Here is a 13,780-nt window from a genome sequence, read left to right as displayed (position 1 = left end):
GGGCCCCGGTTACGCTTCTCTGTATGTCTGCACACGTCTGGCTGATCAGCCTCAGGGACCTCGACGGCGACGCCCGCGCCATCAAGCTGGGCGAGGCCGCCGGGCTGGAACTGGGCGAGGGGCAGGAAAGGTTCGTCGGCGATCCGCTGCGGATGATGCTCCTGGGCCTGGAAGAGGACAGCCGTTTCCCCTACGTCCTGGACGCCGGTGGCAGCGCCGTCGGCGTCGCCACCCTGCAGGCCGGGGCTGCCCGCGCAGCCGGCTGGGCCGACGACGAATCGGCCTGGCTGCTCCGCGGCTTCCTGATCGACCGGCGGCACCAGGGCAGGGGATTCGGCGCCGCGGGAGCGGACGCCGCGGTTCGGGAAGCGGCCCGGTTAACGCTCCGGCAGGGCGGGGCCCAGCGCGGCGTTGTGCTGTCCGTCAACGAGGCCAACCCGGCCGGGCAGGCTGCGTACCGGAAGGCCGGCTTCGAGGACCGCGGGCAGTACCTGGGCGGCGACGCCGGACCCCAGCGGATCATGTACCGGGCGTTCTGAGCCCCAGGTCGTCCCCGGGCAGGCTGAGCGCCGAGCGGATCTGCCGGGCATAGTGCCTGTCCTGGGAGCCGTGCCGGTCCAGGCGCTCCGCCAGTTCCTCCACCTGCTCCAGCCGGGCCCGCTGCTGCTCCACCAGGGCCAGAAGGTAGCGCCGGTCCCGGGTTGACCGGTCCGCCACGTCGCCGGTGAACTCGTGCTCGTCGGCCCGGAGTCTTTCCACGATCGCGGCCAGCTCCGCGTCAACGGCGGGTGCGCGGGGGACGGCCGCCGGGACTGACGGTGCGGTTGGTGCCGCGGTTGATTTTGGACTGTCTGCCGGGGCGGCCGTCACGGCCGGCGGTTCCTCGAGACCTCCGAGGCGGTCCAGACGCGAGTAGCCCGGCGCCGGGTCGTCGGCCACCAGGTGCCGCTGGATAAAAGTCCGGAACCGGGACATGACCGCTCCTCAATGAAGTTCCTAGGACCAAGCGTAGCCGTGAACCCGGGAAAGTGGCCGGAACCCGGGCACGATGGTCGGCGGGCCGGTGCCGGATGTTCTCCTTCGGCTGTGTCAAAATTGCCTTCGCGCCACGCACCGGCGCCACATTCGAAGAGTCACTATTTGGGGGAACATGAACGTCCAACTGCCCTTGCCCGCCCGCGTCCAGGCCGGGCCCCGGCCGAAGGTGCTCAGGCGGGGCCTGCGCGCCGGAAGGGGAGCCGGAGTGGCCGGGGTCGTGCTCGGCCTGCTGCTGGCCGGGCTGGCCGTTCCCGCCGAGGCCGCCACGGTCTACAAAGCGCCCCTGCGCACCGCTGCGCGGGCGCTGCCCGTCGCCCCGGAGGTCAACACGGGCTACGACCGCGACCGGTACTTCGGCACCTGGAAGGACGCCAACCGCGACTGCCAGAACACCCGGCAGGAGGTCCTCATCCAGGAGACGCGGGCCGCTCTTGCCTTCACCAGCCGCGGGTGCACGGTCAGCAGGGGCCGCTGGGTAACCTCGTGGGACAACCGGGTCCACACCTCAGCCTCCACTGTGCAGATCGACCACACGGTACCCGTCCATGAGGCCTGGGGATCCGGAGCGCGCTACTGGTCCCAGGCCCGGCGCGTGGCCTACTACAACGATCTGAGCGACCCGCGGACGCTCAGCGCCCAGACCTCTTCCCTTAACTCCGCCAAGCAGGCCAGGGGGCCGGAGGCCTGGATGCCGCCCGCCAACCGCTGCGCGTACATCGGCCAATGGGTGGCGGTGAAGATCCGCTGGGGCCTGCGCGTTGACGCCGTCGAAAAAGCGGCGCTGGTGCGCTTCGCCAACTCCTGCCCGAACGTGACCATCAGCGTCAACCGGGCTTAGCGTCCAGGACAAAAAAGCCCGCCCGGGCCGCCGTGATAGGCGGCCCGGGCGGGCTTTTCTACGCGGGGTCCTTGCGGCCCGGACGGCTAGACGCCGTAGTAGAGCTCGAACTCGTACGGGTTCGGGCGCAGCGAGAGCGGACGGATCTCGTTCTCGAACTTGTACTCGATCCAGGTGTCGATCAGGTCCTGGGTGAAGACACCGCCGGCCTGCAGGAACTCGTTGTCCTCGGCCAGGGCTTCCAGGGCTTCCTCGAGGGTGCCCGGCGCCTTGGGGATGTCCTTGGCTTCCTCGGCGGGGAGCTCGTAGAGGTCCTTGTCGATCGGCGCGGGCGGCTCGATGCGGTTGCGGATGCCGTCGATGCCGGCCATCAGCTGGGCAGCGAACGCCAGGTACGGGTTGGAGGACGGGTCCGGTGCGCGGAACTCGATGCGCTTGGCCTTCGGGTTCGAGCCGGTGATCGGGATACGGATACCGGCGGAGCGGTTGCCCTGCGAGTAGACCATGTTGACCGGGGCTTCGAAGCCCTTGACCAGGCGGCGGTAGGAGTTCACCGTCGGGTTGGTGAAGGCCAGGACGGCGGAGGCGTGCTTGAGCAGGCCGCCGATGTACCAGCGGGCGGTGTCGGACAGACCGGCGTAGCCCTTTTCGTCGTAGAACAGCGGCTCGCCGCCGTTCCACAGCGACTGGTGGCAGTGCATGCCCGAGCCGTTGTCACCGAAGACCGGCTTCGGCATGAAGGTGACGGACTTGCCCCAGGCGTCGGCGGTGTTCTTGATGACGTACTTGAACTTCTGCAGGTCATCGGCCGCGTGGGTCAGGGTGGTGAACTTGTAGTTGATTTCGGCCTGGCCGGCGGACCCGACTTCGTGGTGGCTGCGCTCGACCTCGAGGCCCGCCTCGTCCAGGGCCACGCACATGGCGTCGCGCAGGTCGGCCTGCTTGTCGGTCGGCGCGACCGGGAAGTAGCCGCCCTTGACGGGGGTCTTGTAGCCGAGGTTGCCGCCCTCTTCCTTGCGGCCGGTGTTCCAGTGCGCTTCCTCGGAGTCGATCTTGTAGAAGCTGCCCTGCGGGGAGGACTCGTACTGGATGTTGTCGAAGACGAAGAACTCGGCCTCGGGGGCGAAGAACGCGGTGTCGGCGATGCCGGTGGAGGCCAGGTAGGCCTCGGCCTTTTCCGCCACGCCGCGGGGGTCGCGGTGGTACGGGTCGCCGGTGCGCGGGTTGACGATGGAGAAGTTCAGCGCGAGGGTCTTCTCGATGCGGAAGGTGTCGACGAACGCGGTCGTGACATCCGGGATGAGCTGCATATCCGACTCGGCAATGCCCTGGAAGCCGCGGATCGACGAGCCGTCGAAGAGCTGGCCATTGACGAAGAAGTCAGCGTCGACGCTCTTGGCCGGAACATTGAAGTGCTGCTGGACGCCGGGCAGGTCGGTGAAGCGGATATCAACGAATTTGATGTCTTCGTCTTTGATGAACTTGAGGACTTCGTCCGCAGTCTTGAACATCTATGCTCCTTACGCATATGAAAGATCTGGCCGTCAGGCCGTGAGGTCCAGCGCAGCCGGGCGGATGGAACGCAGTGCGTCCCCGCCAACGGTGCTGCCGGCAACTGTTACCACCCTAGGGACGCGGGATTTCCCGTCGGTGTCCGCATTGTTTCGGGCAGGTTACAGAATGCGCTGACGTGTTAAAGCTAGCCGCTGTCCACACTGTGGCCTATCCGTGTCCGCTCAGTGGCTGTTCGATGTCCGGATCGTGAACAAGACTCGGGTGTGCGGGAAGCGGCTAGGCTTGGAGGGTGGTTGATCGCAAAGACATAGGCTCCTGGCTCAGCGGACCGGACACCTCCGGCATTTCCAAGTACCCGGGGGAGCGGCTGGGTCTGCCCGAATCCGGCCGGGGTTCCATCGCCCGCGCCGGGCGCAGGATCCTCGCGATCTGCATTGACTGGGGCATTGCGCTGTTGATCAGCAACTTCGCCTTTGGCGGCGATTCCTGGGCTACGCTGGCGGTTTTCGCCATTGAGCAGGCCCTCCTGGTCGGCACGCTGGGCTACAGCATCGGCCACCGGATCATGGGCATCCACGTCATCCGCCTGGGCGGCGGCCCCGCCGGGCCGCTCGCCGGGCTGGTCCGCAGTGTGCTGCTTTGCCTGGTGATCCCCGCCGTCATTTTCGATCCGGACCGCCGCGGCCTGCACGACAAGGCCATGAATACCGTCCTCGTCCGGATGTAGCCGACGCGGCGCGGCCGCCGGGCGCGGCCGCAGGGAGCCTAGACTTCCGCTGGCTCGTGGACCCGCGCCGCGGCCGGGACGGTGGTGGCGCCAAGGTAGCCGCGCCGTCCGGCCCAGCGTTCGAACCACACCGTGGCGAAGGGCAGCACCGCGGCGAGCCCGGCGAACAGCGCCACCCGGAACGGCCAGCGCTGCAGCCGCCACAGGGCAAGGGCCGCCAGCCCGTAGCCGATGAAGAAAGCCCCGTGAACCGGTCCGGCGAGCTCAACGCCCACCTCGGTGGTCCGCAGCACCCACTTGAGGAACATTCCCACCAACAGCGCCGCCCAGCTGAAGGCTTCGGCGACGGCGAGGATCCGGAAAATCCGGATGACGGTGGTCTTCGAGGGCAGTCTCATGGGTCAGTCTCCGGGATCGTGGTGGGGGATGGCCGCGCCGGGGCGCCCGGAGCGGCGCCGGGCGGGGAAGCGGCGGGTTGTAAGCGGGTTAAAAACGGACCGCCCCGGCGGCCGGCGGGTGCCGGTATCCGGGGCGGATCCAGAAGCGTAACCGGAACCAAACGTCCGGGTCAGCGCCCGCGGGCCGCCTTGCGGTCCGGGCGGGCCTTGTACGGGTCGACGCCCTTCGGGATCGGCAGGCGGTTGCCGAGCGAGGAGATGCGCTTGGAAACGGTGCTGACCTCGATCTTGGTCAGCTCGTTCTTCATCTTGCCCATCTTGCGGGCCACTTGGCTGATCGGGACCTGGCCCTCGCCGCGGCCGCTTTCGATGACGTGGATCGTGACGTTCGGCAGGATGCGCGCGAGGCGCTTGCGTTCGCCGTCGATCAGGGGCTTGACCCGGTGGCTCGGGCCCTCGCTGACCAGCACAACGCCGGGACGCCCGACGGCGCGGAAGACGGCATCCTGGGTGCGCGGGTTCACGGCGACCGGCTGGTCCTCGGTGATCCAGCCGCGGCGGAGGGTGCCCAGCGCGGCACCCGAGGCGCCCGGCTGGTTCTCGATCTGGGCGAAGGCCGCACGCTCGGCGCGGCGGGACAGGATCAGGGTGGCGGCGAGGATGCCCAGCGGGATGCCGATGATCAGGCCGGTGATCCAGTTATCCAGCAGGAAGCCAACCGCGAAGCTGACTGCGACGACGCCCAGGAACGCAAGCAGCATGAGCCACGGAACCATCGGATCGTGGCGGCGGGTCATCTCGAAGACTTCCCTGATCTGCTTCAGCCGGCTCGGCTTCTTCACCTTTGCAGCCTTGGGCTTGCGGGAGAAGAGGCCACGCTTCGGCTCACCGGCTGAAGGAGTGGACGTGCTGGAGTCAGGGAAATTCGCCATAGTGCCTTAATTCTACGTGATGCACGGCTCAGGGCCGGACGCCGGATTGCTCCGGCGCCGGCCCTGGGCGGCAAGCTGGTGGTGGGTGTTTTAGGAGTGTGCGGCGAGCAGTGAGCTGGCTTCCTGCCGGGTGCTGCCGGAGGATTCGATGTGGGCGAGTTCGGCGGGGATTTCCCAGCCCTTTTTGCGCATCGCGGTGGCCCAGAGCCGGCCGGCGCGGTAGGAGGAGCGCACGAGCGGCCCGGACATGACGCCGAGGAAGCCGATCTCGTCGGCTTCCTGCTGCAGGTCCACGAATTCCTGCGGTTTGACCCAGCGGTCCACGGGAAGGTGGCGTTCGGAGGGGCGCAGGTACTGGGTGATGGTGATCAGGTCGCAGCCGGCCTCGTGCAGGTCGCGGAGGGCCTCGGAGATCTCTTCGCGGGTTTCGCCCATGCCCAGGATGAGGTTGGATTTGGTGACCATGCCGAGGTTCCGGCCCTGGGTGATGACGTCGAGGGAGCGTTCGTAGCGGAACGCGGGGCGGATGCGTTTGAAGATCCGGGGGACGGTTTCGACGTTGTGGGCGAAGACTTCGGGTTTGGAGTCGCAGATCGCGGCGATGTGTTCGGGTTTGCCGGAGAAGTCGGGGATCAGGAGTTCGACGCCGGTGCCGGGGTTCAGTTCGTGGATTTTGCGGACGGTTTCGGCGTAGAGCCAGACGCCTTCGTCGGCGAGGTCGTCGCGGGCGACGCCGGTGACGGTGGCGTAGCGCAGCTGCATGGACTGGACCGAGCGGGCGACCTTGGTGGGTTCGAACATGTCCACGGGGGAGGGTTTGCCGGTGTCGATCTGGCAGAAGTCGCAGCGGCGGGTGCATTCGGAGCCGCCGATCAGGAAGGTCGCTTCCTTGTCTTCCCAGCATTCGAAGATGTTGGGGCAGCCGGCCTCTTCGCAGACGGTGTGGAGGCCTTCTTTTTTGACCAGGTTTTTGAGCTGGACGAATTCCGGGCCCATCTGGACTTTGGCTTTGATCCATTCCGGTTTGCGTTCCACCGGGGTGGCCGCGTTGCGCTGCTCGATGCGCAGCAGCTTCCGGCCTTCTGGTGCCAGGGTCACAGTAGGGCTCCTTCATGGGTTGCAACAAGGGCTTCTTCATTGTTGCGCAGTTCTTCGATGACACGCGACACGAGGTCCGCCGGGGCAACGTCCCGGCCGGTCTCCTGCGCGATCGTGGTGACGCCGGCGTCGGTGATGCCGCAGGCGATGATCTGGCCGTAGGGAGCCAGATCGTTGTTGCAGTTGATGGCGAAGCCATGCATGGTCACGCCCTCGTGGACCCGGATGCCGATGGCCGCAATCTTGCGGTCCGGACCCTTCTCGTCCGCCTCGATCCAGACGCCGGCGCGGCCTTTAATCCGGACGGCGTCGATGCCGTAGTCGGCGAGGACAGCGATCATGACGGCCTCGAGGCGTTCGACGTAATCACGGATGCCGGCCTTGTTTTTCAGCTTGATGATCGGGTAGCCCACCAGCTGGCCGGGGCCGTGCCAGGTCAGCTTGCCGCCGCGGTCCACGGCGACCACGGGCGTTCCATCGAACGGGCGCTCGTGGTCCTCGGTACGCTTTCCGGCGGTGTAGACGGCGGAGTGTTCGAGGAGCAGAACGGTGCTGGGCGCGGTGCCGGCGAGGACTTTCTCGTGGAGTTCGCGCTGGATCTCCCACCCGCGCGTGTAATCGATGAAGTCCGGGGCAAGACCCAGCTGTTGGAACTCAAGAGTCATGGCATCCAGCTTAGACCTCGGCCGTCCCGCCGGCCGATTCTGTGGTGAAGCTCTCATGCCTGTGGATAACTTCTGCAGGCCCGGCGCGGATCGGCTATTCCTAGGACATGGACGCATATGGCCAGGCTTCCCTTCCTGATTCCCCTGCAGGTTCCCTCCCCGTGCCGGAAGTTGACGGGTTCGACGTCGGGCGGCTGCTGGGGCGCGGCGGCGCGGCCGCCGTCTGGCTCGCCACCGAGCATGTGACGCGCCGTGACGTGGCGCTCAAGTGCTTCGCGCCGCCCGGGGACACAGCGCCCGGCGACGTCGGGGACCAAGCAACTGGTGACGCCGGTGAAGCCGTCCGCAGGGAGCTCGGCATCCTGTCGGCGCTGGAACACGAGCACCTGATCAAGGCCCGCGACGTTGTCCGGGTACGGTATGGGACCGGCGGTGGGCGGGCCCTCATCCTCGATTACGCGGCGGGCGGGTCGCTCGCCCAGCTCTTGGCTGCCCGGGGCAGCCTGGGCGCCGGCGAGACCGTCACCGTCCTGACTCCGGTGGCGCAGGCTCTGGCGTATCTGCACGCGAACGGCTTCACCCATGGCGACGTGGCGCCGGGCAATGTGCTGTTCACGGCCCACGGCAAGCCATTGCTCTCCGACCTGGGCGTGGCTCGAATGATGCTCGATCCGGGGGAGGCGGTGCGCCCCGGCACGGAAGGGTTCAGGGATCCCGCGCCGGTGGATGCGGTCCGGGCCGGGCTGTACCCGGAGTCCGACGTGTACTCCGCGGCGGCACTGGGCTGGTTCTGCCTGACCGGCCGTGCCCCGGCGGCGCAACAGCAGCGGCCGCCGCTGCCGCTGCTGCTCCCGGAGGTCCCGGTGGCCCTGGCTGAGGTCCTGGAAGCGGGGCTGCGCGAGGACCGGCGGTTGCGTCCGTCCGCCGCCGAGTTCGCTGCGGCCGTCTTCCGCAGCGCCCGGGCGGAACCCGTGGACCTCTCGGGCTCGGCCCACCCGACGGTCTTGCCGGAGCTACTGACGCGCCGCTCGGTACCATCCGGGGCGGGCGGCCGCCGGGCCGCGCGGCTCCGGGCTGCGTTGGCGCGGTGGCGGTGGCGGCGGCAGCGGTCGGTGCGGGAGCGCGCGGCCGTGGGGCCGGTGCGGGAGCGCGCGGCCGTGGAGCCGGTGCTGCGTCAGCGGGCGGTGGTGGGACCGGGTGCGGATGCCGCGGGCCGGCGCAGGGCACGGCACGCCGCCGGTGCCAGGGGCGGGCGCCGGCTCCGGCGGGCGGGGATGACGCTCCTGATATCGCTGGCCGTCACCGCGGCCGGCGTCTTCGGGACGCTGCTGGTGGCAGGCAGTTTGGCGACCGGTCAATGGGCGCCGGAGCTGCGGCCCGCGGCCGAGCAGTCCTTGGCACCGACCACGGGCCCGGACAACGGGGAGCACGCGCAGAACGGCGGCCAGGGCGATGCGCGCGGCATTGTGCCTGCCGGGCTGCGCGGCCCGCTCGGGGCGGACCGGCCGGAGGATGCAGTCGGCGCACTGGCGGCCCTCCGTTCCTATGCCTTCAACACCGGCAACACCGCCCTGCTGCAGCTGGTCACGGTCCCCGACTCACCCGCCGCGGCGGCGGATGCAGCCGTCGGGACCCGCCTGGCACGTTCAGGCCACGTCCTCGAGGGCTTCGACGCGCGACTTTCACAGCTGGCCCGGCAGCCGGGGAGCACCCCCGCCAGGGCGGTCGTTTCCGTCAGGGTCGACTCCCCGCCCTACCGGGAGCGCGACGCCGACGGCACGGTCATCGCCGAGGCCGCCGCGCACCGGCAGCAGTTGCGCCTGGTGCTGGTGCCGGTGGACGGGCAGTGGCGGATCCAGGAGATCCTGCCCGGGGGCTGACCTCCCGGCTGCTGGCCGCGGAGACAGGTCCGTGCAGCCGCGCCGGGCGCCCTGACGGGGCTGCCCGGTCCAGGCAGGCGGCCGCGTGCGGGTACTTTGGACCAGGCTTCAGTCCCGGCCGGCCACCCATGCGGCGGCCTCGCCCAGTGAGGGGTGCTGCCAGCGGAAACCGGCTCCGGCCAGGGCGGCGGGTTCCATCCGCTGGCTGGCCAGCAGCAGCTCATCGGCCAGCTGGCCCATGGCCAGGCGCAGGACCGGCGCCGGGACGCGGAGCAGGGCCGGGCGGTGCAGGGCCTTTGCCAGCTGCCCGATCAGCGCGTTCACGTCGGCGCTTTCGGGCGCGCACACGTTAACCGGTCCGCGCAGCGGAGCCGTGAGCAGGAACTCGAAGGCTCCGGCCACGTCCGGCAGCGTGACCCAGGGCCAGTACTGCCGGCCGTCGCCGAGCGGGCCGCCCACGCCCAGGCGCAGCAGCGGCAGGAGTCGGCCAAGGGCCCCGCCGTGGCGGCTCAGGACCACGCCGGTGCGGGCCGTGACGACGCGCACGCCGGCCGGTGCCTCATGGGCGGCGGCCTCCCAGCCGGCGCAGATCTCGGCCAGCAGGCCGGCGCCGCGGGGCGAGTCTTCCCGCAGCACAGAGGCGCCGGCGCTGCCGTAGTAGCCGGAGGCGGACTGGCTCAGGAACACCGAGGGCGGCGTCTCCATCCTGGCCATCGCGGCCGCCAGGGTCCGCGTCGGGCCCAGCCGTGAGGTGCTGAGTTCGGTGATCCGGCGTCGGGTCCAGGGCCGGTCGCCGATCCCGGCTCCGGAGAGGTTGATGACGGCGTCGGCACCCTCCAGCGCACGGTCGTCGATGCGCCCTGCAGCGGGGTCCCACTGGTACTCCGCAGTACTCGACGGAGGCTTCCGGACCAGGGTGGCGACGTCGTGCCCGCTGGCACGCAGCGTGCCGGAAACGGCTGTCCCGATCAGCCCGGAGGCGCCGGCGATAAGAATTCGCATACGCCATCTCACCATGCCCGGCACGGTAGCGGAACCTCCCCGGCGGCAGCCGCGCCGTTGACTATGATCGAACGATGACCTCTTCGAGCTACCTCCGTTTCCCGCATCTTCACGGCGATCTGGTCACCTTCGTGGCCGAGGACGACGTCTGGATCGCGCCCCTGGACGGCGGCCGGGCGTGGCGGGTCTCATCGCTGCAGCTGCCCGCCCGCAACCCGCGCTTTACCCCTGACGGGCAGCGCCTGGTCTGGACCGTGATCCAGGGCACCGCCCCCGAGGTCGTCACGGCGGACGTCGACGGCGGCGGGTACCGCCAGCTCAGCTACTTCGGCCACAGCTCCACCAAGGTCAAGGGCTTCACACCCGACGGCGATGTCGTGGTCACCAGCGCCTTCCGGCAGGCGGACAGCCGGCTCACGCACGCCTACAGCCTCCCCGTCACCGGCGGCTGGGCCCAGGAGCTGCCGTTCGGGCCGGTCGAGTCCGTCGCCTACGGCCCGGTCGTCGGGGACGAGCGGCCCGTGGTCCTGGCCAGCGTGCTCTCCCGCGAACCGGCCTGGTGGAAGCGCTACCGGGGCGGCGCGGCGGGCAAGCTCTGGATCGACGCCGACGGCAACGGCGAATTCGAACGCCTCGCGGCCGAGCTCGACGGGAACCTCACCGACCCGATGTGGGTCCAGGGCCGGATCGCGTTCCTCTCCGACCACGAGGGCTATGGCAACCTCTACTCCGTGCTGCCGAACGGCACCGACCTGCGCCGCCACACCGACCACGAGGACTTCTACGTCCGGCACGCGTCCACCGACGGCGGCCGGATCATCTTCGAGTCCGCCGGTGAATTGTGGCTGCTGGCCGGGCTGGACGCCGACCCGGTCAAGCTGCCCATCACCCTGGGCTCCGCCTCGCAGGCCCGGCGCCCCGAGGCCCTGAAGCCCTCCCGGCACCTGGGCGATGTGATCCCGGACGCGACCGGCGATTCCAGTGCGGTGGAGGCCCACGGCACCCTGCACTGGCTGCGCCACAAGGACGGACCTTCGCGCGTCATCGCGGCCGACCCTGGTGTCAGGGCACGTTTGCCGCGGCCCTTCGGTGCCGGCCGGATCGCCTACGTCGCCGACCATGACGGGGCCGAAGCGCTCTACCTGCAGGACATCGCCGGCCCGGTGCGCGGCGTTCACGGCGCCGGCAGCCAGGGCCGCCCCGCCGCCGGGCCGGCAGCAGCGGCCGCGCCGGCGGACCACGCCGGCCCGGAATTGCCCCGGCCCGTCTCCGCCGCCGCACTGTCCCGCCCGGCCGGCGACGGCGCCGCCACGGCAGTCACTGCCGCCGCGGGAGCCACCGCAGCGGCAGGCACCGACGCCGCCGTCGCCCCGGCCGCCGCTGACGCCGCACCGGCCGGCGCCGTGTCCGGCGCCGGCCACGCCGCGGAATCCGGCGAGGCCGGGCAGCGGACCCGGATCGACTTCCCGGTCCCCAGCCGGGCCAGCGCCATGGAAGCCAGCCCGGACGGCAACTGGCTCGCCGTCGGCACCTCCTTCGGTGAGATCTACCTCGCCGACACCCGCAGCGGGGACCTGACCCTGCTCAGCACCATCGGTGAAGGCACCATCGAAGCCTTCACCTGGTCGCCCGACTCGGCGTGGCTGGGTTGGGCGGAGCCGGTGACCTCCTTCGGCTCCCGGACCCGGCTGCGGCTCGCCCCGGTCCCGCAGGTTGGCGCCGCCGGCAGCGACGCCACCATCATCGATGTCACCGACGGCCGCTTCCGGGATGACGCGCCTGCCTTCACCCCCGACGGGAAGTTCCTGGCCTTCCTCTCCAACCGCAGCTTCGACCCGGTCTACGACGGCCATTCCTTCGACCTGTCGTTCCCCAGCCCGATCAAGCCCTACCTCGTGGCACTGGCTGCCGATACCCCGTCGCCCTTCGGTCCCGACGTCGCCCTGCCCGGCGAGGTCGACTCTGAGGGTGCGACGGAGGCAGGATCCGACGGGAGCGTCACGGTCACGGTCGACGCCGAAGGCCTGGCCCACCGCGTGATCAGCGTCCCCGTCCCGCAGGGCAACTACTCTGACCTGTCCGCCGCCGACGGCGCCCTGCTCTGGCTCGACCACGAACTGGCCGGCGTCACGGGCGACGGCAGGGCCAGCCTTGAGGATAAGAACGCGGCACCAAGCCTGGTCCGCTTCGACCTCGCCAAGCGGCGTACCAGCACGATCGTGGAGGCGCTGGACCGCTACCGGCTCAGCGGCGACGGCGAGAAAGTCGTCACGGTCAAGGACAAGCAGGTCCACGTCTCACCCGCCGCGGCGAAGGCGGACGAGGAGTCGGGCCAGCGGGTGAGCGTCGACCTGAACCGGATCCGGGTCCGGCTGGATCCGGTCAGCGTCTGGGGCCAGGCCTTCGACGAGGCCTGGCGCCTGCAGCGCGATTTCTTCTGGACCGAGGACATGGCCGGGCAGGACTGGGACTCCGTCCACGCCCGGTACCGGCCGATCGTGGACCGGCTCGGCTCCCACGATGACCTCGTGGACCTGCTTTGGGAGCTACACGGCGAACTCGGCACCTCGCACGCCTACGTCCGGCCCGCCCTCGTCACCGAAAACGGCAGCAACGGCCAGGGACGCCTGGGCGCCGACCTTGCCTTCACCGGCGAGGGCTGGGAGATCACCCGGATCCTGGCGGGGGAGTCCTCCGACCCGCTGGCCACCTCGCCGCTGACCCGACCGGGCGTGGACGCCCGGGCCGGTGACGTGCTCCTGGCCATCGACGGCGTCGAACTCTCCGAAGCGCTGACCCCGGCCGTGCAGCTCGTCGGCGCCGCCGGCCGCGCGGTGGAACTGACCCTGCGCAATGGCGCCGCCCACGGTGACCGCGCCGGACAGCAGCGCCGCGTCGCCGTCGTGCCGGTCAAGGACGAGGAGCGGCTCCGCTACCAGGAGTGGGTCGCCGCCAACCGGCGAACCGTCCGGGAGGCCTCCAAGGGCACCTTCGGCTACCTGCACATCCCGGACATGATGGCCAACGGCTGGGCGCAGCTGCACCGCGACCTGGACACGGAGACCTCACTCGACGGGCTGATCGTCGATGTCCGGCGCAACCGCGGCGGCCACACGTCCCAGCTCGTGGCGGAACTGATCGGCCGGAAGGTCACCGGCTGGAGCATGCCGCGCGGGGAGCGTCCGCGCACCTACCCGCACCACGCCCCGCGCGGGCCGGTCATCATCCTCACCGATGAATTTGCCGGGTCCGACGGCGACATCATCACCCAGGTATCGAAGCTGCGCGGGATCGGGCCGGTCATCGGCACCCGGACCTGGGGCGGCGTGGTCGGCATCGACAACCGCTTCGCCCTCGCGGACGGCACCGGTGTCACGCAGCCGCGCTACGCCACCTGGTTCACCGGCGGCGTGGGCTGGGGCGTTGAGAACTACGGCGTCGCGCCGGACATCGAGGTCGTGTTCCCGCCGCACGCGTACGCGGCCGGCACCGACCCGCAGCTCGAATACGGCATCGGCGCGCTGAAGGAAATGATCCAGGAACTGCCCACCGACCGGCCGCCGCTGCGCGAGGGCTACCGCCTGGTCCGGCCGGCGCCCCTCCCGACCCGCGGCCAGGCGAACTAGGCGCCAGGCAGCGCCGCACGGCTAAGGCCGGGCACGGCAAAGGCCCCCGCCCTCCGGAAAC

The 13,780-nt window shown here is 70.1% G+C and carries 12 protein-coding genes; 5 read left to right on the top strand and 7 right to left on the bottom strand.

The window, feature by feature from the left end; genetic code table 11:
- Positions 1-23 precede the first annotated feature (23 nt).
- Entirely contained in the window at positions 24-539 is a 516-nt protein-coding gene (locus tag ACTWLI_RS15375) for a GNAT family N-acetyltransferase (protein ID WP_445154626.1), read from the top strand.
- Here the strand turns inward: ACTWLI_RS15375 and ACTWLI_RS15370 are convergent.
- A complete protein-coding gene (locus ACTWLI_RS15370; RefSeq protein ID WP_445154625.1) occupies positions 520-975 on the bottom strand; it encodes a hypothetical protein in 456 nt (151 codons plus the stop codon). The two genes, ACTWLI_RS15375 and ACTWLI_RS15370, sit on opposite strands and share 20 nt — an antisense overlap.
- A 175-nt stretch (positions 976-1,150) precedes the next feature.
- On the opposite strand from ACTWLI_RS15370, the gene ACTWLI_RS15365 reads away from it, so the two are divergent.
- Complete coding sequence (locus tag ACTWLI_RS15365; RefSeq protein WP_445154624.1) at positions 1,151-1,876, top strand: HNH endonuclease family protein; 726 nt, start codon at positions 1,151-1,153, stop codon at positions 1,874-1,876.
- Between the two features lie 86 nt (positions 1,877-1,962).
- On the opposite strand, the gene glnA is transcribed toward ACTWLI_RS15365, so the two are convergent.
- Positions 1,963-3,387 (bottom strand): type I glutamate--ammonia ligase, encoded by a 1,425-nt coding sequence (gene glnA / locus ACTWLI_RS15360; RefSeq protein WP_445154623.1) that lies wholly within the window; start codon positions 3,385-3,387, stop codon positions 1,963-1,965.
- A 293-nt stretch (positions 3,388-3,680) separates the two neighbouring features.
- On the opposite strand from glnA, the gene ACTWLI_RS15355 reads away from it, so the two are divergent.
- Entirely contained in the window at positions 3,681-4,118 is a 438-nt protein-coding gene (locus tag ACTWLI_RS15355) for an RDD family protein (RefSeq protein WP_445154622.1), read from the top strand.
- A gap of 38 nt (positions 4,119-4,156) precedes the next feature.
- Here the strand turns inward: ACTWLI_RS15355 and ACTWLI_RS15350 are convergent, their stop codons facing one another.
- The 4 genes from ACTWLI_RS15350 to lipB all read right to left on the bottom strand — a co-directional run bounded on the left by ACTWLI_RS15350 (position 4,157) and on the right by lipB (position 7,211).
- Entirely contained in the window at positions 4,157-4,516 is a 360-nt protein-coding gene (locus ACTWLI_RS15350) for a DUF3817 domain-containing protein (protein WP_445154621.1), read from the bottom strand.
- 170 nt (positions 4,517-4,686) lie between these two features.
- Positions 4,687-5,448 carry a DUF4191 domain-containing protein gene (locus ACTWLI_RS15345; protein WP_056740980.1) on the bottom strand — a complete coding sequence of 254 codons (762 nt, stop codon included), beginning with the start codon at positions 5,446-5,448 and terminating at the stop codon, positions 4,687-4,689.
- Positions 5,449-5,538: 90 nt separating this feature from the next.
- Complete coding sequence (gene lipA, locus ACTWLI_RS15340; RefSeq protein ID WP_445154620.1) at positions 5,539-6,546, bottom strand: lipoyl synthase; 1,008 nt, start codon at positions 6,544-6,546, stop codon at positions 5,539-5,541.
- Positions 6,543-7,211: a lipoyl(octanoyl) transferase LipB gene (gene lipB, locus ACTWLI_RS15335; RefSeq protein WP_445154619.1), complete on the bottom strand. Its 669-nt coding sequence runs from the start codon at positions 7,209-7,211 to the stop codon at positions 6,543-6,545. Before lipB ends, lipA begins: the two co-directional genes overlap by 4 nt.
- A 161-nt stretch (positions 7,212-7,372) precedes the next feature.
- Here lipB and ACTWLI_RS15330 point away from each other — a divergent pair, with 161 nt between their 5' ends.
- Complete coding sequence (locus ACTWLI_RS15330) at positions 7,373-9,091, top strand: serine/threonine-protein kinase (protein WP_445154618.1); 1,719 nt, start codon at positions 7,373-7,375, stop codon at positions 9,089-9,091.
- A 108-nt stretch (positions 9,092-9,199) separates the two neighbouring features.
- Here the strand turns inward: ACTWLI_RS15330 and ACTWLI_RS15325 are convergent, their stop codons facing one another.
- On the bottom strand, positions 9,200-10,093 hold the full coding sequence (locus ACTWLI_RS15325) for a TIGR01777 family oxidoreductase (protein ID WP_445154617.1): 894 nt from the start codon (positions 10,091-10,093) through the stop codon (positions 9,200-9,202).
- Positions 10,094-10,167: 74 nt separating this feature from the next.
- Between ACTWLI_RS15325 and ACTWLI_RS15320 the strand changes: the two genes are divergently transcribed.
- The gene (locus ACTWLI_RS15320) at positions 10,168-13,719 is read left to right on the top strand and encodes a S41 family peptidase (RefSeq protein WP_445154616.1); all 3,552 of its coding nucleotides are present in this window, start codon (positions 10,168-10,170) and stop codon (positions 13,717-13,719) included.
- Positions 13,720-13,780 lie beyond the last annotated feature (61 nt).

Source organism: Arthrobacter sp. Hor0625 (assembly GCF_052567525.1).
The sequence above is the reverse complement of the archived record's forward strand: the minus strand, read 5'-3'. Positions and strand labels throughout refer to the sequence as shown.